Source organism: Streptomyces sp. BR123, from assembly GCF_013401435.1.
In the GTDB taxonomy this organism is placed as follows: Bacteria; Actinomycetota; Actinomycetes; order Streptomycetales; family Streptomycetaceae; genus Streptomyces.
The window spans coordinates 1-22,800 of sequence record NZ_JACBGN010000057.1; the positions used below are offsets into that span (position 1 = coordinate 1).

General features: G+C 72.2%; 22 protein-coding genes, 1 tRNA gene and 4 pseudogenes. 11 read left to right on the plus strand and 16 right to left on the minus strand.

Translation table 11 applies throughout. The features are described from left to right. The 5 genes from HYE82_RS12290 to HYE82_RS37235 form a co-directional block, all read left to right on the plus strand. Positions 1 to 515: TlpA disulfide reductase family protein (locus tag HYE82_RS12290; RefSeq protein ID WP_179174040.1), on the plus strand; the 515-nt coding region annotated here is incomplete at its 5' end. A gap of 306 nt (positions 516 to 821) precedes the next feature. Then, positions 822 to 1,490, plus strand: coding sequence for a hypothetical protein (locus tag HYE82_RS12295; protein ID WP_179174041.1), 669 nt, complete (start codon positions 822 to 824; stop codon positions 1,488 to 1,490). Positions 1,491 to 1,499: 9 nt separating this feature from the next. Next, positions 1,500 to 2,228 (plus strand): response regulator transcription factor, encoded by a 729-nt coding sequence (locus HYE82_RS12300; protein ID WP_179174042.1) that lies wholly within the window; start codon positions 1,500 to 1,502, stop codon positions 2,226 to 2,228. Further along, positions 2,225 to 3,631 carry a HAMP domain-containing sensor histidine kinase gene (locus HYE82_RS12305; protein WP_179174043.1) on the plus strand — a complete coding sequence of 469 codons (1,407 nt, stop codon included), beginning with the start codon at positions 2,225 to 2,227 and terminating at the stop codon, positions 3,629 to 3,631. Before HYE82_RS12300 ends, HYE82_RS12305 begins: the two co-directional genes overlap by 4 nt. 246 nt (positions 3,632 to 3,877) lie before the next feature. After that, positions 3,878 to 4,024, plus strand: a complete 147-nt coding sequence (locus HYE82_RS37235; protein WP_309144293.1) for a phytase — start codon at positions 3,878 to 3,880, stop codon at positions 4,022 to 4,024. Positions 4,025 to 4,077: 53 nt separating this feature from the next. Here HYE82_RS37235 and HYE82_RS12315 read toward each other — a convergent pair whose 3' ends face one another. Continuing rightward, complete coding sequence (locus HYE82_RS12315) at positions 4,078 to 5,418, minus strand: phosphatase PAP2 family protein (protein ID WP_309144290.1); 1,341 nt, start codon at positions 5,416 to 5,418, stop codon at positions 4,078 to 4,080. A 186-nt stretch (positions 5,419 to 5,604) separates the two neighbouring features. Here HYE82_RS12315 and HYE82_RS12320 point away from each other — a divergent pair, with 186 nt between their 5' ends. Further along, positions 5,605 to 5,793 carry a hypothetical protein gene (locus tag HYE82_RS12320; RefSeq protein ID WP_179174045.1) on the plus strand — a complete coding sequence of 63 codons (189 nt, stop codon included), beginning with the start codon at positions 5,605 to 5,607 and terminating at the stop codon, positions 5,791 to 5,793. Positions 5,794 to 5,866: 73 nt separating this feature from the next. Here the strand turns inward: HYE82_RS12320 and aspA are convergent, their stop codons facing one another. From aspA to HYE82_RS37945, 5 genes and pseudogenes are all read right to left on the minus strand, one after another. Then, positions 5,867 to 7,276 carry an aspartate ammonia-lyase gene (gene aspA, locus HYE82_RS12325; RefSeq protein WP_179174046.1) on the minus strand — a complete coding sequence of 470 codons (1,410 nt, stop codon included), beginning with the start codon at positions 7,274 to 7,276 and terminating at the stop codon, positions 5,867 to 5,869. A gap of 14 nt (positions 7,277 to 7,290) precedes the next feature. Then, complete coding sequence (locus tag HYE82_RS12330) at positions 7,291 to 7,488, minus strand: hypothetical protein (protein WP_179174047.1); 198 nt, start codon at positions 7,486 to 7,488, stop codon at positions 7,291 to 7,293. 44 nt (positions 7,489 to 7,532) lie between these two features. Next, positions 7,533 to 7,847 (minus strand): annotated as a pseudogene (locus tag HYE82_RS12335) (L-asparagine permease); the annotation flags it as partial. Next, on the minus strand, positions 7,745 to 8,575 hold the full coding sequence (locus HYE82_RS12340) for a FadR/GntR family transcriptional regulator (RefSeq protein ID WP_309144291.1): 831 nt from the start codon (positions 8,573 to 8,575) through the stop codon (positions 7,745 to 7,747). The pseudogene HYE82_RS12335 and the gene HYE82_RS12340, both read right to left, overlap by 103 nt. Positions 8,576 to 8,629: 54 nt before the next feature. Then, the gene (locus tag HYE82_RS37945) at positions 8,630 to 8,764 is read right to left on the minus strand and encodes a gamma-glutamyl-gamma-aminobutyrate hydrolase family protein (protein WP_309144292.1); all 135 of its coding nucleotides are present in this window, start codon (positions 8,762 to 8,764) and stop codon (positions 8,630 to 8,632) included. Positions 8,765 to 9,671: 907 nt separating this feature from the next. Here HYE82_RS37945 and HYE82_RS12350 point away from each other — a divergent pair. Further along, on the plus strand, positions 9,672 to 10,937 hold the full coding sequence (locus HYE82_RS12350; protein WP_179174049.1) for a hypothetical protein: 1,266 nt from the start codon (positions 9,672 to 9,674) through the stop codon (positions 10,935 to 10,937). Between the two features lie 459 nt (positions 10,938 to 11,396). On the opposite strand, the pseudogene HYE82_RS12355 reads toward HYE82_RS12350, so the two are convergent. The 4 genes and pseudogenes from HYE82_RS12355 to HYE82_RS12370 form a co-directional block, all read right to left on the minus strand. Beyond that, positions 11,397 to 11,795 (minus strand): annotated as a pseudogene (locus HYE82_RS12355) (acetyl-coenzyme A synthetase N-terminal domain-containing protein); the annotation flags it as partial. Next, the gene (locus tag HYE82_RS12360; RefSeq protein ID WP_218782537.1) at positions 11,792 to 13,423 is read right to left on the minus strand and encodes a bifunctional 3-(3-hydroxy-phenyl)propionate/3-hydroxycinnamic acid hydroxylase; all 1,632 of its coding nucleotides are present in this window, start codon (positions 13,421 to 13,423) and stop codon (positions 11,792 to 11,794) included. The gene HYE82_RS12360 and the pseudogene HYE82_RS12355, both read right to left, overlap by 4 nt. Before the next feature lie 19 nt (positions 13,424 to 13,442). Beyond that, the gene (locus HYE82_RS12365; RefSeq protein ID WP_179174050.1) at positions 13,443 to 14,381 is read right to left on the minus strand and encodes a fumarylacetoacetate hydrolase family protein; all 939 of its coding nucleotides are present in this window, start codon (positions 14,379 to 14,381) and stop codon (positions 13,443 to 13,445) included. A gap of 28 nt (positions 14,382 to 14,409) precedes the next feature. After that, positions 14,410 to 15,564 (minus strand): VOC family protein, encoded by a 1,155-nt coding sequence (locus HYE82_RS12370; protein ID WP_179174051.1) that lies wholly within the window; start codon positions 15,562 to 15,564, stop codon positions 14,410 to 14,412. 135 nt (positions 15,565 to 15,699) lie between these two features. Here HYE82_RS12370 and HYE82_RS12375 point away from each other — a divergent pair, with 135 nt between their 5' ends. Further along, positions 15,700 to 16,335 carry a TetR/AcrR family transcriptional regulator gene (locus HYE82_RS12375; protein WP_179174052.1) on the plus strand — a complete coding sequence of 212 codons (636 nt, stop codon included), beginning with the start codon at positions 15,700 to 15,702 and terminating at the stop codon, positions 16,333 to 16,335. A gap of 23 nt (positions 16,336 to 16,358) precedes the next feature. On the opposite strand, the gene HYE82_RS12380 is transcribed toward HYE82_RS12375, so the two are convergent. Further along, positions 16,359 to 17,030 (minus strand): DUF2993 domain-containing protein, encoded by a 672-nt coding sequence (locus tag HYE82_RS12380; RefSeq protein WP_179174053.1) that lies wholly within the window; start codon positions 17,028 to 17,030, stop codon positions 16,359 to 16,361. Between the two features lie 12 nt (positions 17,031 to 17,042). On the opposite strand from HYE82_RS12380, the pseudogene HYE82_RS12385 reads away from it, so the two are divergent. After that, positions 17,043 to 17,831, plus strand: a pseudogene (locus HYE82_RS12385) (MFS transporter); the annotation flags it as partial. Between the two features lie 150 nt (positions 17,832 to 17,981). Here HYE82_RS12385 and HYE82_RS12390 read toward each other — a convergent pair. The 4 genes and pseudogenes from HYE82_RS12390 to HYE82_RS12405 form a co-directional block, all read right to left on the minus strand. Continuing rightward, positions 17,982 to 18,824, minus strand: a complete 843-nt coding sequence (locus HYE82_RS12390; protein WP_179174054.1) for a hypothetical protein — start codon at positions 18,822 to 18,824, stop codon at positions 17,982 to 17,984. 129 nt (positions 18,825 to 18,953) lie between these two features. Further along, a pseudogene (locus tag HYE82_RS12395) lies at positions 18,954 to 19,623 on the minus strand (TetR family transcriptional regulator). A 9-nt stretch (positions 19,624 to 19,632) separates the two neighbouring features. Next, positions 19,633 to 20,214, minus strand: a complete 582-nt coding sequence (locus HYE82_RS12400; protein ID WP_256987119.1) for a hypothetical protein — start codon at positions 20,212 to 20,214, stop codon at positions 19,633 to 19,635. Positions 20,215 to 20,329: 115 nt separating this feature from the next. Then, positions 20,330 to 20,406 (minus strand) — tRNA-Pro (locus HYE82_RS12405). Between the two features lie 117 nt (positions 20,407 to 20,523). Between HYE82_RS12405 and HYE82_RS12410 the strand changes: the two genes are divergently transcribed. Then, positions 20,524 to 21,009: a DUF309 domain-containing protein gene (locus HYE82_RS12410; protein WP_179174055.1), complete on the plus strand. Its 486-nt coding sequence runs from the start codon at positions 20,524 to 20,526 to the stop codon at positions 21,007 to 21,009. Between the two features lie 71 nt (positions 21,010 to 21,080). Here the strand turns inward: HYE82_RS12410 and HYE82_RS12415 are convergent, their stop codons facing one another. Next, on the minus strand, positions 21,081 to 21,497 hold the full coding sequence (locus HYE82_RS12415; protein ID WP_179174056.1) for a VOC family protein: 417 nt from the start codon (positions 21,495 to 21,497) through the stop codon (positions 21,081 to 21,083). Positions 21,498 to 22,047: 550 nt separating this feature from the next. Here HYE82_RS12415 and cobF point away from each other — a divergent pair. Further along, positions 22,048 to 22,800, plus strand: a complete 753-nt coding sequence (cobF, locus tag HYE82_RS12420; RefSeq protein ID WP_179174057.1) for a precorrin-6A synthase (deacetylating) — start codon at positions 22,048 to 22,050, stop codon at positions 22,798 to 22,800.

Here is a 22,800-nt window from a genome sequence, read left to right on the forward strand (position 1 = left end):
GCGCCGGCGCACCGGACGGCGGGCGGGCGGGCTCGGTCCGGACGGCGGCCCGGGCGGCGGTCCTCGACCCCGCCGCCCGGCAGGACGCGCCCGCCCTGGCCGGCGAGGACCTGGACGGGAACAGGGTCGGGCTCGCCGAGTTGCGGGGCCACGTCGTCGTCCTCAACGTGTGGGGGTCCTGGTGCGGCCCCTGCCGGGCGGAGGCCGACGACCTGGAGCGGCTCAGCCGCCGGACCCGGGCCGGCGGGGTCCGGTTCCTCGGGATCAACACCCGGGACCGGGACCGGGCCGCGGCCCGGTCCTTCGTACGGGCCCACGACGTGACGTTCCCCAGCCTCCACGACCCCGAGGGCGAGCTGCTGCTCCGCTTCCCGCCCGCCGTGCTCGACCCGCAGGCCGTCCCCTCGACCCTGGTGATCGACCGGCAGGGGCGCATCGCCGCCGGAATCGGGGGCGCGGTCACGGACGAGCAGTTGCGGCCCCTGCTCACGCGCGTCATGGAGGAACCGCCATGACACCGGTCGCACACGGCGCGCACGCCGCCGAGGACGCCCCCTGCCTCGTCAGCGGAACCCTCCTGATCGCCGCCCCCGTGGCGATCTTCGCAGGACTCGTCTCCTTCCTCGCCCTGCGTCCTGCCCCTCGTACCGGGCCGCCTCAGCCACCGGGCCGGCCTGCCGGTCGCCGACCTGGCGGACCCGCGCAGCGGGCAGCCCAGCCGGCCACCGGCGGCCCGCGCCGGGGCTCGGCGGTGCGCCGCTGCCGGGCACCTTCCGACCCGCCCGCCGCCCTCCGCCCGCCCGAGAACCGAATCTGATCCCGTGACACGTGACATCGAGGCACACATGAACCTTTCACCGCAGGCCGGGCGTGCCCGCAAAGCCCGTACCGCGGCCGCACTTCTGGCCGCCCTGACAGCCCTCACGGCATGCGGCGCGCAGCCCGCGGCGAACGCCGGCGCACCCGCTTCCGCGCCGGCGTCGGCGTCTGCATCTGCATCGGCTGCCGGAGCCACGACGAGCTTCAGCGAGAAGGGCGTCACCGTCACCCTGTCGGTGTCCGGCTGGCAGTCCTCGAAGGGCACCCTCACCGCGGTCTTCGCCCCCGAGGAGAAGGGTTTCCACCTCTACAGCACCGATCTGCCGACCGACGGCATCGAGGGCGTGGGGCGCCCGACGGTCCTGTCCGTCACCGGGGCCCTCAAGGCGGAGGGCGAGCTCACGGCAGCCGCGGAGGTGCGCTCGATCAGCGTGCCCGGCGTCGGCGCCCCGGTCCCCGTCTACCCGGACGGCCCGGTCACGACCACCCTGCCCGTCCGCGCCGACGGGATCGGGGAGGCGACCGTGTCGATCGGCTACGCGAGCTGCAGCGAACGCGACGGCTGCACCATCCCGGTCTCCGACCGCCCGGTTCGCCTGCACATCACCGCCGACGGCCCGGTGTTCGATGTCCGCCAGGCTGCCCGAAGCCTGGACCTGACGAGCCCCTAAGGTGTCCCCATGCCCAGCGTCCTGGTCGTGGAAGACGACCCCAGCATCCGCCAGTCACTGATCGAGGTCCTGGCGGAGCACGGGTTCGCCGTGCGCAGCGCGGCCGACGGGTTCGGCGCGCTGCGCGAGGTCACCCAGACGCCCGTCGACGCGGTGGTCCTCGACCTGGGACTCCCCGATCTGGACGGAGGGGACGCCCTGCGCATGATCCGCGGCATTTCCTCCGTGCCCGTGCTGGTGGCCACCGCCCGCGACGACGAGCGGGAAATCATCAGCCTGCTCAACGCGGGCGCCGACGACTACCTGGTCAAGCCCTTCTCCGGGGGGCAGCTCATCGCGCGGCTGTCCGCCGTCCTGCGGCGCACCGGCCAGGTGCCCGCCGCCGGTCCCGCGGCGGCGGGTGCGCCGGTGGCGGCAGCGGTGTCGGACCCTCTGCGTGCCACCACCGTCGGCGAGCTGACGGTGGACCCGGGCGCGCGCACCGCCTGCCTGGCCGGCCGGGAGCTGCGCCTCACCCGGCGGGAGTTCGACCTGCTGGCGTTCCTCGCCCACCACACCGGCCAGGTCGTCTCCAAGCGGCGGCTGCTGACCGAGGTCTGGCGGGAGCCGTACGTGGACGACCAGACCGTCGACGTGCACCTGTCGTCCCTGCGCCGCAAACTCGGCGAACGCGCGGCCGCCCCGCGCTATCTGCTGACCGTACGCGGTGTGGGCATCAAGCTGGTGGCTCCGCGTTGAGACGTTCGCTGGCCGGAGTGGCGCTCGCCGTGACCTCCATGGTCGCGCTGTCCTTCCTCATACCGCTGGCCGCCCTGGTGATGTCACTGGTCAAGGAGCAGGGTGTCACCGCGGCCGAGCAGCGCGCCGCGGCCCTGGCGCCCGTCCTCACGCTGACCACGGACCCGTCCGCGCTGCGGGAGTCCGCGGCGAGCCTGGACGCGGCCGAGCACCTGGTCGTGCATCTGCCGGACTCCGGCCCGCTCGGCAGCTCCAAGGCCCCGGCCGCGCTGCTCGAACGGGCGCAGAAGGGGCGGGAGTCCATCTCCCGGGAGATACCGGGCGGATGGATCTGCCTGCAGCCGGTGGTGCTCCCCGGGGAACGGGTCGCCGTCATCGAGAACTTCGTTCCCGAGAAGGAGCTGACCCGCGGGGTGATGGAGTCGTGGGCGGTCATGTGCTTCCTCGCCGTGGGGCTGATCGCGGGTTCGGTGCTGGTCGCCGACCGCCTCGGCGCGAAGGTCGTACGGTCCTCGAAGCGGCTGGCGCAGGCCTCGCGCGCCCTCGGCCAGGGCGATCTGGACGCCCGCGTCGACCCGATGGGCCCGAAGGAACTGCGGGACGCGGGCGTCGCCTTCAACGCGATGGCCCACCGGATGACCGAGCTGCTGGCCGTGGAACGCGAACTGGTCGCCGACCTGTCCCACCGGCTGCGCACCCCGCTGACCGCCCTGCACCTGGCGTCGGAACGCATGGCGGGCACCCCGGAGTCGGCGAGGGTCGAGGCGGCGGTCGGCGAACTGGAGACGGAGCTCCAGGCCATCATCGCCGCGGCGCGCACACCGCTCGCCGTGGGCCCCATGGGCCAGGGCATGCTCGGTGCGGAAGCCCCCGCGGGCCGTCCGGCCCCCGGTACGCCGGAGGGGGCCGGGCCCCGCTGCGAGGTGGGCGAGGTCGTCCGCCGCCGCACCGCGTTCTGGGCGGTCCTGGCCGCACAACAGGACCGGTCCTGCTCCGTCGGGCTGACCCCGGAGCCCACTTCCGTCGGCCTCTCGGACGACGACATCGCCGCTGTCGTGGACGCGCTGATCGGCAACATCTTCCGGCACACCGGGCCCGGGACCCCGTTCGGCGTCCATGTCGTCCGTACGGCCCAGTCCGTGGAACTGGTCGTGGAGGACGGCGGACCGGGCATCCCCGAGCCGGAGCGGGCACTGTCCCGCGGGAGCAGCACCGGCTCCACCGGGCTGGGCCTCGACATCGCGCAGCGGGCGGCGAGCGCCACGGGCGGGTCGATGCGCATCGGCCGGAGCCCCCTGGGAGGGGCGCACATCACGGTGGCCTTCGCGCTGGCCGCGCCGGCCCTGCCCGGGCGCAGGTCCCGCATCTCCCGCCGCCGCGCGTCCCGGCCGCGCAACCGCTAGTGGCGAAGGGGTCGGGGCGCCGCGCCGTCGGGGTGGACGTGGGTGAGCCGGCAGTTGACGGTCGCGGGGTGCCGGTGGCCTTCAGGGCCGCCGCGCCGACCTCGGAGCGCACGGCTTCGATCAGGGCGGGGATCCGGTCCCAGGTGGCCGCCGTCGTCTGCGACCGCACCACCCGCGCCTACCTGGCCGGGCCGGTTCTCCGTCGCGAACGGCACCGCCGCAGACGACTGCGAGGACGCCGGCGGCATAGACGCCACAGCCGCCGACCTCGGCCCGGCCTTCCCGCAGGGCGTCTTCGTCTGCCAGGACGGCTCCCACGGCTCTCCCGGCACGAGCGGCAACCAGAACTTCAAGTTCGCCCCGCTGCAGCGCATCACGGCGCACTTCGGCTGACCGCCGGGGGCACCGACGTCCGCGTCGGCGCCCACGCCTTTCGGTACCGCCGGTCAGACCAGTTCGGGCTGCGGTTCGCGGCGCTGTTCCGGCAGCTGCACCGGCGCGGCCTGCCGGTCCCAGCGCCGGGTGGCCCGTGCGTAGCCGTAGGCCACCGAGGCCGTCGCCAGCAGGATCAGCGGCCCGAACACCCAGGGATGCCCGGCCATCTCCACCGACAGGTAGCGGTACGAGGCGAGGAGCGCCACGAAGACCGCGGTGCCGTGGCAGACCAGCCGGATTCCCTGCCGGTCCCAGCCGCGGTCGAGCGAGCGCATCGCCGCGTCGATCGTGAGCGTGAACACGACACCAGCGACAATGTCCGCACCGTAGTGGTAGCCGAAGCCCAGGGTCGCGCCGAGCGTGGTGATCAGCCAGAAGACGCCCAGGAAGCGCAGGGCCCACGGCCCCTTGCGGGAATGCAGGAAGATCGCGGTGGCCCACGCCGTGTGCAGGCTGGGCATGCAGTTGCGCGGGGTGACCTCGTCGAACGGTATCGGGCCCGGGGTCCCGACCGGCGGCGGCGTGTTCGGCCACAGCTCGGCCAGCGCCCACTGGCCCCCGTCGGCGCCGTAGGCGAAGATCGGCCCGACCACCGGGAAGATCATGTAGATGCCCGGTCCGAGCAGGCCGATGACCAGGAAGGTGCGGACCAGGTGGTGGCCCGGGAAACGGCGCTCGACCGCCACGTTGCGCAGCTGGTACAGCGCGACGATGACCGCGGCCACCGCGAGCTGCACGTAGACCCAGTCGAGGACGTGCGCGCCGACCGAGCCGGTGGCCTCGACGATCTTCCCCGCCACCCACGACGGGTTGCCCAGCGCTTGGTCCGCGGCCGCCACGTACGGGTCGAGCACCATCGGGCGGGTCTTCGACGTGATCAGCAGCCACGTGTAGCCGGTCTTGCGGCCGGCCACCAGCAGCAGGGCCAGTCCGACGCCCTGCAGCAGCAGGACGCGCTCCCGGCCGGTGCGGCGCGTCACGGCCACGACGGCACAGGCCAGCGTCACCCACAACGCGCCGTTGCCGTACATCATCTCGGCCCCGACCAGCCACCGCACGAGCCAGAAGACCAGGTCGATGCCGATGGCGGCGCCGACCGCGATGAACCGCTGCCGCCAGGTGAGCACGACCAGCATCAAGGTCATGCTGGCGTACAGCACCGTCCCCGACGCGGGAGCGAAGATCACCTCGCGCGCCTGGGCCGTGATCGGACCCGGCACGCCGTAACCGCGCGCGGCGATCTCCAGGGCGACGAGGAATCCGAGGGCCACCAGGCCCACCGCGGCCCACAGCACCACCCGTGGACGACGCCACACAGCCGGCTCGACTCCCCCGTCGATGCGCGCGAGCACGCGCGATACCCCAGATATCAATTCTTCAGCCGATGTTCATGATTCAACTTGGTCAGCGTTGCTCGAACATGCTAGCGGAGCAGGTGGGGCGACACCGAGGGCAGCGGCCTCCGAACACACGAATGGCCGACCTCTCGGGCAGGCGCCGACGGGCCGCTGCCCTTCGCCGCCCCGGCACTCGCCCTGGTGCCGGTCGGTCTCGGGCTCACCGGCCCGTCCGCCGCACCCGCCTCGCTCCCGGGGGTGCGGGCAGCCCTGGCCGCCCACACCCTCGCCGCGTGTCGCGAACTCGCCGAGCCCGCTCTGCTCGCCGACGACACCGACGCCGCCGACGACGCCCGCCGAGCGGTCCGGTCGGGCATCGAGGGACGCTGATCCACACCCGTCGGGGCGCCGGGCCGGTGCGGGCCGGGCGCCCACGGACGTCCGGCCGGCGGCCGTCCCGTCGTCAGGCCCCGGCCGCTCCGGTTCCCGCGATCTCCTCGGGCCGCAGCAGCGCGGCGAGCCTCTCGGCCGGGAGCAGGCCCCTCTCCAGGACGAGCTCGGCCACACCCCTGCCGCTGGCGAGTGCCTCCTTGGCGATGTCGGTGGCGGCGGTGTACCCGATGTGCGGGTTCAGGGCGGTCACCAGGCCGATGGAGTTCTCGACCGTCGCGCGCAGCATCTCGGTGTTGGCGGTGATGCCGGCCACGCAGCGCTCTGCGAGGGTGAGGCAGGCCGCGCGCAGGTGGGTGATGGACTCCGACAGCGAGTGCAGGATGACCGGCTCGAAGGCGTTGAGCTGGAGCTGCCCCGCCTCGGCGGCCATGGTGATGGTGACGTCGTTGCCGATCACCTCGAAGGCGACCTGGTTGACGACCTCGGGGATCACCGGGTTGACCTTGCCGGGCATGATGCTCGACCCGGCCTGCACCGGCGGCAGGTTGATCTCGCCGAGGCCCGCGCGCGGTCCGGAGGACAGCAGGCGCAGGTCGTTGCAGGTCTTGGACAGCTTGACGGCGATGCGCTTGAGGACACCGGACATCTGGACGAACGCGCCGCAGTCCTGGGTGGCCTCGACCAGGTTGGCCGCGGTGACCAGCGGCAGCCCGGTGATGTCGGCGAGGTGGCGGCGGGCCGACTCGGCGTATCCGGCGGGGGCGTTGAGGCCGGTGCCGATCGCGGTCGCGCCGAGGTTGATCTCGTGGATCAGTTCGAGGGCCTCCGCGAGCCGGCTGCGGTCCTCGTCGAGCATGACGGCGAAGGCGGAGAACTCCTGCCCGAGCGTCATCGGCACGGCGTCCTGCAGCTGGGTCCGGCCCATCTTCAGGACGTCGTGGAACTCGAGGGCCTTGCGGGCGAAGGCCTCCTGGAGGACGGCCATGGCGTCGAGCAGGCCGTGCACCGCGGAGACGGTCGCGATCCGGACGGCGGTCGGGTAGACGTCGTTGGTGGACTGCCCGAGGTTGACGTCCTCGTTGGGGTGCAGGTGCCGGTACTCGCCCCGGGCGTGTCCCAGCAGCTCCAGAGCCCGGTTGGCGATGACCTCGTTGGCGTTCATGTTGGTCGAGGTGCCGGCGCCGCCCTGGATGACGTCGACGACGAACTGGTCGTGCAGCTTGCCGCCGCGGATCTCCTGGCAGGCGGTGACGATCGCGGCGGCCTTCGCGGGCTCCAGCAGGCCGAGTTCCTCGTTGGCGAGGGCGGCGGCCTCCTTGACGGTGGCGAGGGCGTCGATCAGGTGCGGGTAGGCGGAGATGGGCGTGCCCGTGATGGGGAAGTTCTCGGTGGCGCGCAGGGTGTGGACACCCCAGTAGGCGTCGGCGGGGACGTCGCGGTCCCCGAGCAGGTCGTGTTCGCTGCGGGTGGCGGCGGTCATGGGCGTGCGGGTCCTCATTCTTGTGGTGGGTGGGTCAGGTGGTGAAGCGGTTGGGGTCGGGCGGTGGCGTCGGCGACGGTGGTGGGCGGGTCCGGGGCCGCCACCGGCCGGATGCCGCCGGTGGGCCTGCCGCCCCCGGCCATCGGCTCGCCCTCGAACCCGGCGAGCAGCCGGGGCTCGACTTCCGCCCGGGCGAGGGAGGCGGCCGTCACGGGATGCGCACCCGGTCCTCCCGGTCGGCGATCTTCTACGTCGAGCCGGCGGTGTACGCGCCCTTCTCCCCGAGGAACTCCGGGGCGTACGAGACGAAGGCACCGGAGGACGGCCGGTACAGGACGAGCTCGCCGTGCGCGCGCCCGACGCGGAAGGCGAGTGAGGGCCCGGCATCGGCCAGGCGCCCGCCCGCGCCGAGGAAGAGCCCGGTGCCGATCGCACCCCCGAGGGCGATCACGTTGACGTGCCGGGGTTTCAAGGAGTCGTTGCAGCCGGTGTCGCCGGCGTCGACGTAACGGGTCGTGGGGCGCTGCTCGTCGTTGAGGAACTGCTCGTCGTTGAGGAACTGCTCGCCCACGCCTCGGGGCTGCCTTCCGTGGAGGTGGCCGCGCGCTGGGGGCGCACGATGTCGGTGAGGGTCGTCTCGACCCGCAGGAGGTGGTGGGACATGGCTTCGACCGCGTCGTGTTCGGAGCCGTCGACCAGCGCCTCGAGGATCGCCCGGTGCTCGCAGTTGGACTGCTCGCGCCGGCCGCCCAGTTCGTTGAGGAAGGTCGACTGACGCGCCAGTGCGTCGCGGATCTCCTCGATGACGCGGCGGAAGACGGGGTTGCGGGATGCCTCGGCCACCGCCAGGTGGAAGACGGTGTCCATCGCCACCCACGCGGTGGTGTCGGTCTCCTGCTCCATCCGGTCGAGCAGGTGGCCCAGATGGTCCAGGTCCTCCGGGGTGCGGCGCAGCGCGGCGTACCCGGCGACCGGGATCTCGACGTGCCGGCGCACCTCCAGCAGGTCGCTGGCGGCGTAGTCGCCGAAAGTGGGGTCGTCGACCGTGCTGGCCAGGACGAACGTGCCCTTGCCGGTCTTGGAGACGGTCAGGCCCATGGCCTGGAGGGCCCGGAGGGCCTCCCGCAACACGGGCCTGCTGACCTCGAGGGTCCGGCACAGCTCCGCTTCGGAGGGAAGCTTGTCACCCACGGCGTACTCACCGCGCTCGATGGCGCTGCGCAGGTGACCGAAGACCGCTTCCATCGCGCTGACGCGCCGCGGGGTCGGGCCACCTGTCTGGCTGTCTGACAGGTTCACGCTGCGATCCTGCTGGCTTCGCCGGAGGGTGTCAAGACAGGTGTGTCGGGAAAGTCAGGCCCGGCGAGCTTCGCGCTGTGGGTGCCGCTGGACGCCCACGGCGAAGCGGTGCCGGGTGCTCTCGATCGCCTCGACGGTGCCGACCGCCGTACGGACGGCCACGGTCAGCCCGGCGCCGAGGGAATCCACCGCCCGATGATGGCGCGTGGCGACCTGCCGAGCCCCGGCAGGAGGGCTCCGATCCGCGCCCCGGCACGGTGGTGACGGCGTGGGCGCAGAAGTGACTCTGTGGGCGTCAGCACCGTACACGGCCTACCCCCACGTGCAGGCCGGCCTCTGCCGACCGGAGCCCGAGGCCGGCCACAACCGGCTCACACAAGGGGACGTGGACCTGGCCCTCAGCTGCGACTACGACTCCACCCCCGCCCCCGTCCCGCTGCCCCGGATGCCGCGCCGGACGCCGGTTGCCCGGGATCCGGTGATGGCCGTGTCCCGGCACGCCCCGCCCGGCCGACAGGGAGGCCATCGACCTGGCCGGCCTCGCGCCCGAGACGTGGATCGCGGCTCCGGAGGCCGCCCTGCGCCCGGAACCGCTTTCCCGGATGGCCGAGACGCCGGGTTTCCGGGCCGCCTGCCATACGAGGGGGAGACTTCGACACCGTGCTCGACTTCGTGGCCGCAGGGCTGTGCGCTGCCGTCACGCCGCGACCGGTGCTGCCCCGCGGCAGCACCCAGATCGTTTGCGCGCTCCGTCCCCGAGCCGGAGTTGACGCGCTGCACCCACGCCGTCCGCATCGACACCCGGCACGCCCCGCGCGCCGTCCTGGACCAGGAGCAGATGCTCGCCGCACAGGCGCCGACCGTGCGCTCGCGAGGTGCGCCGTCCGGCGGGGCCGGCAGCCCGAAGGCGAGCGGATCGCGGAGGCCACGTGAAATACGGCCAACTTGGCGTCGCCCGCACGCGCGTAGACCGCACCGCGACCCCAGAATTCTCGCACGTCCGACTATCGGACACTATGGCTGAAAATTAAACTACCGTGTGACCGGTGTGCACTAGGTTTGCGGCGGTTGACGTTCCACCGAGAGGAAACCCCTCATGACCGCAGCCGACAGCGCGCCGGGAACGGCCCGCGTCCTCACCGGTTACCGGCCCGAGGACGGCTTCATGGCCGTAGAGCTGGACCCGCCTCCGGCCGAGTACGTGTGGCACGACGAGCACGCCGAGCAGCAGGAGCAGCGCTACGGCCCGGGAGTGGGCTACCGCCAGTGGCTGGCAGTGGACGCACGCGGCGGCGGCGTCTGGTTCGGCGACATCGACTGGCGGGCCGCGGGCGAAGACCTCGGCAGTCAGCTTCCCGGCCTCCCCCGCAGGGCGCTCGGCGATGGGACCGTCCCGGCCCCCGGAGTCATGGTGCAGCTGCTCGGTCACCTGACCCATGACGAACGGCACGGCTGCTCCTGGCGTTTCTTCACCGCCGAGGAGTTGTACGCGCTCGCGCTGCGCATACTGCCCGCCGTGCAGCGGCTCGTGGACTCGATCCACCGGATCGGGCCGGAAGGCGAGCTGGAGTGGTCGGCTGAGGCCGCCACCGCCTGGGACGACATCGAGCACGCCACGACCCACGCCTCCGCCCCCTCCGGCGAACTCCTCTGGCCCGGGCCGCGCACGACGCCGACCCCTGCCTGGCGCGTCGAGGTCGGCGCGTTCCTCGCCATGAACCCCGACCTGTGCGACCCCTCCTGGGGCCTGGCCACGGACGCGGAACTCGATGCCTACGCCGACTACCGTTCCGACAGCGGCTACGGCGGTGTACCGGGCCGGATGTGCCGCGCCGCCGACCGGCAGATCGAGGACGGTTTCACCTTCTACGGCCACCGTGCCGCCCTGTACGCCTACCGCGCGCAGGCGTGCGGCGACCGCACCCCGACGGACGCCCGCGTCTGGCTGGAGACGACAGAGGCGGGCAGGAGCACCTGGGAGGCGGCCAAGCCCCTCGGTGCCACTCTCGCCGACGTTCCCGACTGTGCGCTGGCGGCCCTGGCCGAAGGGTTCCAGAGCGCCGCGCACCAAGAGGGTCTGGTCCTGACGGGCCTGAACGCCCATCTGCGTCGGTTGCGCGCCGAGGAACGCTCCGCCGTCGACCAGCAGCTCGTCCGCGAAGCCGAAGAAGTCGAACGCCTCGAGAACGCCCTCAAGGACTTCCGCGCCGCCCGGAACCGCACCGTGACGCGGATCCTGGCCTGGTCCGACGGGCGTAGCGACGGGGAAATCGCCCGCCTGGCGTCCATGCCCGACGACTACGTCAGCGACTGGCGGGCCCGCCTGACCGACGAACAGACGACCGCCCCACCCGCACCGTGAAGCACTGTGCCGCGGGCCCGCTGCGCGTACCGCGGCGCGGGGTACGTCGAGTCGGTCCGACCGGGGGGAGACGGCGCTCGGCGGCTCCACGCCACTCGCCGTACGGCGTGGTCGGCTGTGGTCGCGCTGGCGGAAGCGAGCGTTGCGACCGCCACGGCCCCCGGACACACGAAAGGCCGCCCTCTCACGGATGAGAGAACGGCCTCCGACCTGCGAAATGCAGAGTCGGGACGACAGGATTTGAACCTGCGACCCCTTGACCCCCAGATGGCCGCGTCGGGGCCACAATTGGGACATGTGCCGCTATTTGAGGGCTACTAACGTGCGTGAACGCACCTGCCGTGCACCAGCATGCGGCGTTGCTGGTCCCCATGTGGTCCCCAACCAGCCGCACCTCCACCGCCGGAAGACTCCCCGACGAGACGGGAGCAACCTCCCGCCCACACCGGTGTGTTGGGGGTCGCGCAGGGTTGCGGCAACGGAGGCCACCTGTGCCCGCAGCCGACCGCCGGTCCCCTCGTATCCGGAGCCGGTCTCGTCGAGGGCGATGATCGCCACGGTGTCGTCGGTGAGGTTGCGCAGGGCGTGGTGGGTGTAGTTGAGGGTGGCGCCCGGGAACCAGCGGGCGCCCGGCATCCGCTCCTCGGCGAGCACCTGCTCGTACGGTGTGTCCGCGTCGATGTCGAAGTAGTCCCACACCGCGGCCCAGAAGCCTTCCAGGTCGGTGACCGACCAGTGGTGCAGGGCGGCGTACTCGGTGCCGTCGAGCCCGGCGTGGCGGGCGGAGTCCATGATGCGGCTGTCGGCGACGGCCTGTGGATCGGGCGTCGTGAAGGGGTCCGGGTACGGCCTGGTCATCGTGTGGCGCTCCTCAGCAGGCTTTTCTCGACCGTCCGTGGGGAAGGGTGGGGGCTGCGCGTGGTGTGCAGGAGAGAGGCCCAGGCGGCGGTGTCCGTGAAGCCGTGGCCCCCGGCTGGGACGATGTCCATGACGACGCGGTCGGGGCGGAGCAGGACGGCGTCCGCCCGGCCGGCGCGCAGCCAGGCGGTGAGGGTGCCGTCGTCACGGAGGTCGGTGACGGGGATCGCCGGGACGCCGAGCCCGTGGGCGAGGGCGCGCAGCGTGGGCGAAGGTTCGGCGGCGGTCAGGACGGTGAAGCTGTCGCCGAGCAGTTCGTCGAGACGGGAGCGCCGGCCGTCGACTCCCGCCACCCATGGTTGCGGGCAGTGGGTGCCCACGAGGCTCCTGCGCATACGGCGCCGGACGAGGGGCCCGGCGGCTAGGGGTGGGCTGAGATCGCGGCCCGCCGCCGCGGTGAGGCCGGGTATGCGGCAGGCCGCGGCCAGGATCCTGCGGCGCAGTGCGGCGGCGCCGTCCTGGCCGCCGGTCATGGCCCAGCCCATGGCGACCGCGAGCCGGATCGCATGCCGTGCGTGCGGCTTGCGCTCGCTCTCGTAGGTGTCCAGCAGCCGTTCGTCGCCGCCCTGGCCCAGGACGCGGGCCAGTTTCCAGGTGAGGTTGTGGGCATCACGCAGGCCCGAGCACAGCCCCTGCCCGATGAACGGCGGGGTGAGGTGGGCGGCGTCGCCGAGGAGGAAGACCCGTCCGCTGCGCCACCGGTCGGCCACCCGCGCCCGGAAGGTGTACTGCGTCTCCCGTACGACTTCGAAGTCCCCGTCGTACGAGGGCGACAGCCACGGGGCGATCAGTTCGCGGACCGGTTGCTGATCGTCTTGCAGCCGGAACTCCCAGCGGTAGCGGTCCTCACCGACGCGCATGAACGTCGCCGGCCGGTGCGGGTCGCAGACCTGGTCGACGCCTTCCCAGCAGCGGACGTCGGCCTTCGTGCGGACGTCGATGACGGTCCAGCGTTCCTCGAAGCGCAGATCCTCCCATGCGGCGCCGATGGCCGTACGGGTGAGGCTGCCCGCGCCGTCGCAGCCGAGGACCGCCTCGGCCCACAGATGGTGCTCACCGTCGTCGTCGCGGTAGGTCACGCGCACGGGGCCGGCCGGGTCCGGGACTACGCCGGTGACCTCGACACCGCCCCGCAGCTCGCACTCCGGGCGGCGGGCGAGGGCGTCGCGCAGCAGTCGCTCCAGCTCGGGCTGGTCGAACATGCTGGTCTGCGGGTAGCCGTGATGGCCGTGCGCGGAGCGCCGGAACTCGGCCATGACCCGGTGCCGGGCGTCCAGCAGCCGAAGGCCGTTAGCGCGGCGGGCGATCGCGGCGAACTCCTCGCCCACGCCCGCGGCCTGGAGGATGCGGCGCACCTCGTCGTCGGTGGCGACGGCACGCGGGAGCGGGTAGAGGTCCTGGTGGCGTTCCAGGACGACGGTGCGGATACCGCGCCGGGCGAGGAGGAGGGCGGCGGTCACGCCCACCGGCCCGGCGCCGATGATCACGACGGGTGCGGGGTCTGTCTGTGCGGGCCCGGGTGCGGGAGCGGGTGTGGTGTCCCGGGGTCCGGCCTGGTCGGCGGTCATGTGCGGCTCACCTCGGGTCCTACTTCGCGTCCGTGACGGGCGTGCGCTGCTCGCCGAGGTCGATCCGCCCGTCCGCGGTCGAGATCGTCGCCGTGATCACGTCACCCGTGTGCAGGTAGTGCGGGTTACGGGCCTGGCTCTTGAAGAACGCCTTCCACTTCACGGCGGGCGGCAGCAGCGCGCCGATCTTCTCGACGGCCTTGGGCGGGGCCTTGAGGGCCGTGCCGCCGGGGGTCCCGGTGAGCAGCAGGTCGCCGGGGCCGAGGGTCTGGAAGCGGGCCAGCAAGGTCAGCGCCTGCGCCGGGCGGACGATCATGTCGGCGAGAGTGCGGTCCTGACGCAGCTCGCCGTTGACCGACAGATTCAGCCGCAGATCGAGGAGGTGGGCGAAGTCCTCGGGGTCCAGCAGCGCCAGGTAGGGGCCGGTCGGTGTGAAGGTCGGGTACGACTTGCTCTCGTAGAACTGCGTCTTGGTCAGCTGTACATCACGGGCGCTGACGTCGTTCGTGATCACCAGCCCGGCGACATACGACGGCAGGTCACGCTCCTCGACCACGGTGCCGACGGGCAGGGGTGCACCCATGACGAGCCCGAGCTCGATCTCGTAGTCGAGGAACTTCACGTGCGACGGCCGGACGATCGCCTCACCCGGGCCGCTCACCGAACCGGACGCCTTGCGGAAGAAGGCGGGCGGGATGTCGCCGGTGAAGCCCGAGTCGCGGGCGTGGCTGCGGTAGTTGACCATCTGGGCGACCACCCGGCAGGGGGTGGTGACCGGCGAGAGGGCGGCCAGGTCGACGACGGGCGTGCCCGCCTCCCCGGAGAGGGAGGCCTCTCGTACGGCCGCCCGGTCGGCGATCAGCTCGGCGGTGGTGGCGGCCTTGGTGTCGACGGGGACGGCCCGGTCGCCGCGGAGGACCCACCATCCGTCGGCGGTGCGCAGGACGTTGGTGCTCATATCAGTACCTTCGTGAGGGGGTTGGGTTTCAGGACTTGGCGGCTTTGAGCAGGCCCAGCAGGCGTGCCGGGTCCATCTCGTTGTCGCCTCGCAGGGCTTCGATGACGTCACGGACCCGCTGCGGGGAGGGGCTCGCGCCGAGGAAGTCACGGGTGGCAGGAGGTCCCCACTGGGCGAGGCCGGTGGTCGACATGGGTGCCCAGCCGGGCTCCAGGTCGCAGGAGAACAGGTCGCCGTCGGCGAAGTGCTCCAGCATGAAGCGGTCGGGGTCACGCCAGTAGTCGAAGAGCTGGCTGCCCTGGATGTGCCGGCCGATGCCCCAGCTGCGCTGGTAGCCGCGCTCGGCCAGGTACTCGCCGCCTGCGGCGATCGAGTCGAGGTCGGTCACCTGGTAGGCGGAGTGGACGTAGCCGTTGCCCGGGCCCAGGTGTATGGCCAGCGTGTGGTGGTCAACGGCCCGGCTGCCCTGGTCACAGCGGATGAACGCCATCGTCGGGCCACGGCCGCGCTGGCCGTCCAGGAACAGGAAGTCGGACACGATCATCCCGAGGGTGTCCAGGTACCAGTCGAGGGCGCGCCCGAACACCCGCGTCTCCAGGACCACATGGCCCAGACGCTGGATGCGGGAGGGTTCACGCGGCGGGCGCTGGGTGACGTTCGTGCGACGGTGATCGGTACCGAAGTTGAGCAGCAGCGGCTGCTGCTCGGGCAGCGCCGGCAGTTCCTCCGCGCAGTGTACGACCCGGACCGGGAAGCCGGAGGGGTCGAGCAGGTCGACCGCCTTGCCGCCGCCGGGAACGTCCGCGTCCCGTACGGACGTGCCCGTGGCTCGGGCCAGCCGGTCCAGGTCGGCCCGCTCGGCGGCGCGGAACGCCGGACCGATGAAACGGGAGGTCCGGCCGCGCCGGATCACCATGCAAGGCGAGCCGGCGAAGGTGCCCCGCAGCCACAGCTCGCTCTCGCTCCGGGCGGCGATACCGAAGCCGAAGTCCCGGGCGAAGACCTCGGCCCGGTCCAGGTCGGGCTTCTCGAACTCCAGCCATGCCAGGTCGGCCACCTTGATCAGGGGGTTGCGGGAGCGCCCGGGATGTTCGCCGCGCAGGGCGCCCTGCGCGCTGTGGAGGTCCTGATGGGCCGTCCTGACGTCCGGGACGCCGACTGCGTTGATGCGGGTTTCGGACATGGTGTCCTCCAAGCAACATTGCCGTAATGAGGAAATCATCAAGTGTGACAGTTCTGTCGTCAAGGCGTTCGCGGCAGGAAATGATGAATTCATCAGGACTGCGATCGTCATCGTCTCCGCGGTTAGACTTTGCGTATGCCTACGTCAGCCCCGCCCAGCAACCGATTCGAGCGGCGTCGCGCCGAGACCCGCGGAGCTCTCGTCCGCGCGGCCCGCCAGATACTCGCCGAGACCGGGGACACCAGCGTCAGCATCCAGGTGATCGCCGAGCGCGCCGACGTCGGCTTCGGCTCGTTCTACAACCACTTCGACTCGAAGACGGAGCTGTTCGAGGCCGCGGTGCGGGACGCGCTGGAGGAGTTCGGCCAGACCTTCGACGAGCGCTTGGCCGGGATCGACGACCCCGCGGAGCTCGTCTCGACGAGCTTCCGGCTCAGCGCCCGCATGGCCGAGTCGCACCCGGAGCTGATGCAGGTGCTGCGCCGCCGGGGCCTGGGCCACATCCACTCGGACAACGGCCTGGCCCGGCGCGCGCTGCGGGACGTCGAGGTGGGCATGGCCTCCGGCCGCTTCACCGCCGTCGACCCGGTGGTCGCCTTGTCTGTCCTGGGCGGGACCCTGCTGTCCCTGGTGGAGCTGCGATTCGCCCGGCCCGATGTGGACGGCGACGATGCCGCGGTGAACCTCGCCGAGATGGTCCTGCGCATGCTGGGCGTCCCGCCGGACGACGCCCACGAGGTCGCCCGGCGCCCCCTCCCCGACCTCGCCTGACCGATCCCCGGCGTCCGCTCCCTCTACGCGGTGGACGACGAGCTCGGACGGAAGGTGACCGAGTGGCCGGTGAAGCGGGCGTCGATCCCGTTCTCCGTGGTGGTGACCGAGCGTAGGTGCAGCCCCTTGGTGACGTTCTCCAGCGGGACGGGCTCTTCCAGGGCCTTGTCGAGCAGCGCCTTCAGGGGCGGGATCAGCTCACCCTGGACCGTACGGACGTCCGTGAAGGCTATGCGGTCGCCCTTCGCCGCCGAGACGGCCGCACTCACGGTCACGCCGCCGGCGAGCGGCAGACTGGCCGTCACGTTGATCCGGCCCGGCTCGTCGCCTCGCGACAGGCTCACGCCGAGCACGGCCGACACGTCCTCGTACGACAGGAACGCGGTCGCCTCGACCCTGCGGGCATGGGACTCGTCGGCGCTCCCCGAGGTCCTCAGACCGTCGAGGCCGACCGACAGCTTCGTCACCCAGGGGCCGGGTCGAGCCGTCGGCAGGTATGTCGGGGCAGTGAGGTCGACGTGACTCAGGCTGCCCTCAGCCAGCTGTGTCAGCACGGGGAAGCCCCTGACGTGCACCGAAGGCCGCTCCGCGGTTCCCATGCCGTCCTGGAACACCTTTGCCATACGGCTCTCCGCACGGGCTGCGGCGACCCGGTCGACAGCGACGCCACCGATCAGCAACGACACGAGGGACACGGCGATGATCCGTTGCTCGCGGTGCTGTTCTTCTTCTTCGGCACCTTCGGTTCGATCTACTACTCCACCCAGTTCCTGCAGTTCGTTCTCGAGTACAACGCCCTGGAGACCGGCATACGCCTTCTGCCGCTGACCGGAGCCGTCTTCGTCGGCGCCGCGGTCACCGGCAAGCTGGCCCCGAAGCTGGGCGTGAAGCTGGTCGTGGGCGCCGGCATGGTGATCGGCACGGCGGGCGTCTTCCTGCTCACGCAGATCGAGTCGGGCTCAACGTACTCGGACTTCCTGACGCCCCTGCTGATGCTCGGCTTCGCGATCGGCCTGAGCCTGTCCCCGGCCACCGACACCATCATGGGCTCCTTCCCCGAGTCCGAGCTGGGCGTCGGCGGCGGCGCCAACGACACGGCGCTGGAACTCGGCTGCGCATTGGGTATCGCCGTTCTCGGCTCGCTCCTCGCCACGTCCTACAAGGACAAGCTGACCGACATGGTCGGCGGTCGCCTCCCGGCCGAGGCGATGGACACCGCCAAGGACTCGGTGGGCGGCGGCCTCGCGGTCGCCGAGCACATCGCCAAGACCCCGGGCGGTGGCCCCCAGCAGGCTCAGACCCTGATCGAGGCGGTGCACGAGTCCTTCGCCCACGCCATCGCGCACACCAGCCTCATCGGCGCGATCATCATGGGCGCCGGCACCCTGATCGTCATTGCCGTGCTGCCCGGCCGCAAGGCCACCGGGAAGCACCGCCAGGAGGAATCGGCGGCGGCGGAAGCAGCGGCCGAGAGCGAAACCGCGGGCGCCGTCTGAGCCCCACAGGTTCGGCGCGACCCATGACCGCCGACCGGAGGCCGGAAGCCCGATCCGGCCTCCTCCACCCAGAACGGGCCCCGTGCCTGAGCGGCGCACGGCCCCGGACGGTGCCGGGAGGGGACACCCTGCACCGTCCCCGTCCCTTTTTCACGGGTGCGGTGTTTCCTGTATGCCGTCGACCGGGGGGCTCACGGTGCGTTTCCTGCGGAGTTTCTCCGCGACGTCGTGTGCCCCGGCCGGGTCGTAGACCGTTGTCGTTCTGGCCGGCGAGTACAGCGCGGCGCCGCGGGGCGTGAACGTGTAAGTGTCGATGCCGTGGCGGACGACCAGCTCATCGACCTCGTTGGCGGGCACCTGCCACAGAGCGGCCAGGCGTGCTTCCGAGTACCACTCGTCGGGGCACACGAAGCTGCGGTCGATCTCCGTTTGGTGCTCCACCGCTATGCCGGCCGGGCCGAGTTGACCGGTCAGCCAGTCGAGCAGTGCCTCCGCGCCGACTCGGGACATCGGGCCCAGAGTTCCCGGCTTGCACTTCACCGTCCCTCCGCGCATGTGCAGCACCACTTCGAGCGACTTTCGCTGGCCCGCTTTGAACTGTTCGGAAAGGACGACGCGCTTCAGATCAGCCGCGGCAACGGTGGAGGAACGCAGGAAGTACGCGATCACGAGTTGCTTCGTACTCCCGTGAGGGCGGAACTCGATCCACCGCACCTTTTCGGTCAACGTCATGAACATCACGGCCGGGACGACCACGGTTATGGCCAGGGCTATCAGCCCAAGGGCAACCCAGAGGATGGCCCAGGAACCGATGCCCAGGGCGACCCCCAGGATCGGTATCAGGAAGGGGACCGCCATCACCGGCGGTATAAGGACGCCGGTGACGACGTCGGTACCGAGTTCCAGGACTCGACGTGGCACGAACACCAGCCGCTCACCCGCTGCGGTCGCCGATACAACTCCCGCCAATGAGTTCGCACTTGGGGTGGTCATGAATCAAGTGTAGGCAGGAGACGACAAATTGGTAAGGACCTGGACAAGGCAGCTCCGCGCCGCGCCGCAGGCATCCGCCGGGGCTTCGGCTTCCGCAACGCCGACGCGGTCCAACAGCCGTGCTGCGACTCAGCTATCGGCGATGGCCTCCGCCGCGATCGCGGCGGCCACGTCATCGACCACGAGGCGTGCCTGTTTCTCCGGCACACCGGCCGCGATGAGCGTGGCGACGGCCGTACGCGTCCCGTCGTCCTCCAGCGCGCCGGTGTTGACCTCTTCCAGCAGGGCGACCGTCATCCCCTCCAGGCCGGCACCCATGACCGCGGGCGGCAGGTGGGAGTGGAAGACGCCGTCCCGCTGCCCCCGGTCCAGAATGGCGGTGACCTTGACGCGGGCGGGCTCAAGGATCTTGGTGACCCGTTCCATGCCCAGGTCCCGCTGGGCCAGCGCCAGGAGCATCCGGTACCGGTCGCCCACCGGCCACATCGACATCGAGAAGCGCGCGAGCGCCCGCTCGGCCGGGTCCGCCGCCTTCACCCCGGCTGCCGCGGCGGCCCGGAGAGCCTCGGCGGCCTCCTCGGCCAGCGCCTCCAGGAGCGCCGCCCGGCCGGGGAAGTGCCCGAAAAGAGTGCGCCTGACGAGCGGAGGCGCGCGCCAGCTCCTCCAGAGTGGTGTCGGGCTTCCGCCCGAGCTCCTGGCGCGCGGTGGCCAGGATGCGCGCCCGGTTGGACCGTGCATTGCGTCGCTGCGGCACACGGCTGGTCGCGCAGCGCCGACTCTCCGGCCTTCTTCTCGACAGGACGGCCGGTCAGGGCCCGCACGTTCGCGGAGCGCGGCGCGGCCGAGATGTTGGCGCCGTGGTCGCCGTAGCGCATCGCGGCCATGGAGTGGAACGCCTCGCCAAGGAGGTGGTGGTTGGCGGCGGCCAGGGTCTCCACGGCCGGTGGCAGCGGGCGTCCCACACGGGTGAGGCCTTGGCGGCGGCGCGGGCGGCCAGCCCGGTGAGCTGGAGCTGCTGGTCGCTCTGGCGGGGCTGCTTGTCCAACAGGTCCTGGAGTTTGGCGTACTCGGCGATGTTCCCGAAGGGAAGGGTGGGGTGGTTGACGAGGAGGAAGTCCTGGGTGGTGCGGCCGTCGTCGAGGGCCCGGGGGCCGGGCGCGCCGACGACCTTGATGGCGATGCCGCGCTGGACGGGTACCTGGTCGGAGCGCAGGTCGCCGGGGGCGGAGGAGAAGCGGACGATCACCGGGTAGGTGGCCGGTTCGGCGAAGAGCCTCTGAGTCAGGTGGGAGGGGAGATCGGAGTGGATGCGCAGTTCGCCGGCGAGGACGCCGTGACTCTTGGCGTGGGCGTCGCGCAGGCCGTGCCGGTGTTTGTCGGCGACCAGCACGGCCGTGGACCGGCCACGGACTGGACGTCGACCACATTGCGACCACCATGGCTCAGTGCGCGCAAAAGGCCGTCCTCTCATGTGTGAGAGAACGGCCTCCGACCTGCGAAAAGCATGGTCGGGACGACAGGATTTGAACCTGCGACCCCTTGACCCCCAGTCAAGTGCGCTACCAAGCTGCGCCACGTCCCGTTGTGCTCCGGCGGGCTTCCCACTTGGGGTTCTGCCGTCCCGGCGGCACATGCAGAACATTACCCCACGTTGAGGGGTGTGTATGCACGGGTATTCGTCGGGGGGCAGGATGGCCGCATGGACGGACGGGACCGGGACGCCGGCGGGCGGGCGCGTAGTGCGCGGCCGCGGGACGGGCTGGGGCGGCCGCTGCCCTACGGGGAGCCCGGCGTACCGCGCCAGCCCGAGGGGGTGGTGAGGACGCCGGCCGAGACGGTCGGGGAGGCGCAGCGGCTGCTGGACGCGGGGATGCCGTTCCACGCGCACGAGGTGTTCGAGGACGCCTGGAAGTCCGGGCCCGCGCCGGACGCGCCGCTGTGGCGCGGACTCGCGCAGCTGGCGGTCGGCCTGACCCATGCCGCGCGCGGGAACGCCGTGGGCGGGGCGCGGCTGCTGCGGCGCGGGGCCGACGCCCTGGACACCGCCCCGGTTGCGGAGGCGTACGGGATCGACCTGCCGGGGCTGGTCGTGTGGGCGCGGGAGCTGGCGCGGCGCGTCGAGGCCGGGGAGCCGGTCGACGCCGCGGCCCATGCCCCGCGGCTCGTCCCCGCGCCGCAGTCCTGAGCGGAATCGGAGGTCCGGTGCGCCGGTGCGGTACCGCGACCCGCACGGCCCGCGGTTCTCCAGCGGAGCGCTCAGGCCTCCTGGGCCGGGGCCGGGGCCGGCGCCGGCTGGAGGAGGTCCCAGCGGTTGCCGTACAGGTCCTCGAAGACCGCGACCGAGCCGTACGCCTCGTGGCGCGGCTCCTCCAGGAAGCGGACGCCCGCCGCCGTCATGCGGGCGTGGTCGCGGGCGAAGTCGTCGGTGTGGAGGAAGAAGCCGACGCGGCCGCCGGTCTGGTCGCCGACCCGGGCCCGCTGGGCCTCGTCCTTGGCCCGGGCCAGCAGCAGCGCGGATTCGGCGGCGCCCCCGGGGCGGACCACGACCCAGCGGGAGCCGTCGGGGCGCGGGGTGTCCTCGACGAGCGTGAAGCCGAGCGCGCGGGTGTAGAAGTCGACGGCCTCGTCGTAGTCGTGGACCAGGAGGGCGGTGAGGGCGATGTGTGCGGACATGCGTCCTATTGTGCGGAGGCGGCGGCCGGGACGACGTCCCGGGTCCGGGGGCCCGGGCACGCCCTTCACCCGGTCGAGTTCGATGTCGCTCGTGGCGGAGGGGCCGGAGATCCGGGTCAGCGGGCGGGCCGGTCGAGGCGCCCGAGCGACGGGGGGCGGAGTCCACCGGCTGTCCGGGGCGCGCACCAAGCGGATGCGGTGGTCGGGGACGAGCGTGACGCGCCGGCGGTTCTGGTCGGTGCTGCCGTCCGGACCGTCGCGGTCTGCGCGAGGGCGAGGGCGCGGCCGGTGACCACGCTGTCGACGGCACCCGGTGAGGTCGGGGACGGGGACGCGCTGCTGCCGGGCGGCGCCGAGCCGGTGCGCGGGCAGGCCCGGCGGGACGAGGATCGTGCGCGCCCCGGTCGGCCAGGAGTTCCGCGAGGCGAGAAGGGCGGGGAGGCCGGCTTCGTGGGCGCGGCGGACCCGGGGCCGGCCCGGTGCGCGGGTACGGCGCGTCATGGACGCAGGTGACGCACAGGGCGGCGCCCACGGGGGGCAGAATAGCCGCGTGAAGAAGTTCTCAGTGATCGGCATAGGCGCGGGCGACCCGGACCACCTGACCCTGCAGGCGGTCAAGGCGATCGGTGCGGCGGACGCGTTCCTCATCCTGGAGAAGGGCGAGGAGAAGGCGGACCTGACCGGGCTGCGGCGCGAGATGCTCACCGCGCACGCCCGCCCCGGCCACCGGCTCGTGGAGGGCCGCGACCCGGACCGGGACCGGACCCCGGCCGCGTACGCGCCGACGGTCGACGGCTGGCGCAGCGCGCGGGCGGAGATTTTCGAGCGGTTCGTCGCCGAGGACCTCGCGGACGGCGAGACCGGTGCGTTCCTGGTGTGGGGCGACCCCTCGCTGTACGACTCGACCCTGGCGATCCTCGACGAGGTGCTGGAGCGGGGCCGGGTGGCCTTCGAGCACGAGGTCGTCCCCGGCGTCAGCAGTATCTCCTCGCTGCTGGCCCGGCACCGCACCACCCTGAACCGGGTGGGGCGGCCGGTCCAGATCACCACCGGCCGGCGGCTGGCCGAGGGCTGGCCCGCGGACGCGGACGACGTGGTGGTGATGCTGGACGCGCGGCACGCCTTCACGGCCCACCTGGACCAGGACCTGTACATCTACTGGGGCGCCTACGTCGGCACCCCGGACGAGATCCTGGTGCAGGGGAAGCTGGCGGAGGTCGCCGGCCGGATCGAGGAGCTCCGGACCGAGGCCCGCGCCCGCAAGGGCTGGATCATGGACACGTACCTGCTCAGGCGCGGCTGA

Excerpts from the sequence above, each read along its gene's own strand:
- HYE82_RS12415 (WP_179174056.1), bottom strand. The coding sequence starts at position 21,497 with ATGTCCGCACACATCGCCCTCACCGCCCTCCTGGTCCACGACTACGAC.
- aspA (WP_179174046.1), bottom strand. The coding sequence starts at position 7,276 with ATGACCGCCGCCACCCGCAGCGAACACGACCTGCTCGGGGACCGCGAC.
- HYE82_RS12375 (WP_179174052.1), top strand. The coding sequence starts at position 15,700 with ATGCCTACGTCAGCCCCGCCCAGCAACCGATTCGAGCGGCGTCGCGCC.
- HYE82_RS12360 (WP_218782537.1), bottom strand. The coding sequence starts at position 13,423 with ATGACCGCCGACCAGGCCGGACCCCGGGACACCACACCCGCTCCCGCA.
- HYE82_RS12410 (WP_179174055.1), top strand. The coding sequence starts at position 20,524 with ATGGACGGACGGGACCGGGACGCCGGCGGGCGGGCGCGTAGTGCGCGG.
- HYE82_RS12370 (WP_179174051.1), bottom strand. The coding sequence starts at position 15,564 with ATGTCCGAAACCCGCATCAACGCAGTCGGCGTCCCGGACGTCAGGACG.
- HYE82_RS12365 (WP_179174050.1), bottom strand. The coding sequence starts at position 14,381 with ATGAGCACCAACGTCCTGCGCACCGCCGACGGATGGTGGGTCCTCCGC.
- HYE82_RS12390 (WP_179174054.1), bottom strand. The coding sequence starts at position 18,824 with ATGACCACCCCAAGTGCGAACTCATTGGCGGGAGTTGTATCGGCGACC.
- HYE82_RS12300 (WP_179174042.1), top strand. The coding sequence starts at position 1,500 with ATGCCCAGCGTCCTGGTCGTGGAAGACGACCCCAGCATCCGCCAGTCA.
- HYE82_RS12350 (WP_179174049.1), top strand. The coding sequence starts at position 9,672 with ATGACCGCAGCCGACAGCGCGCCGGGAACGGCCCGCGTCCTCACCGGT.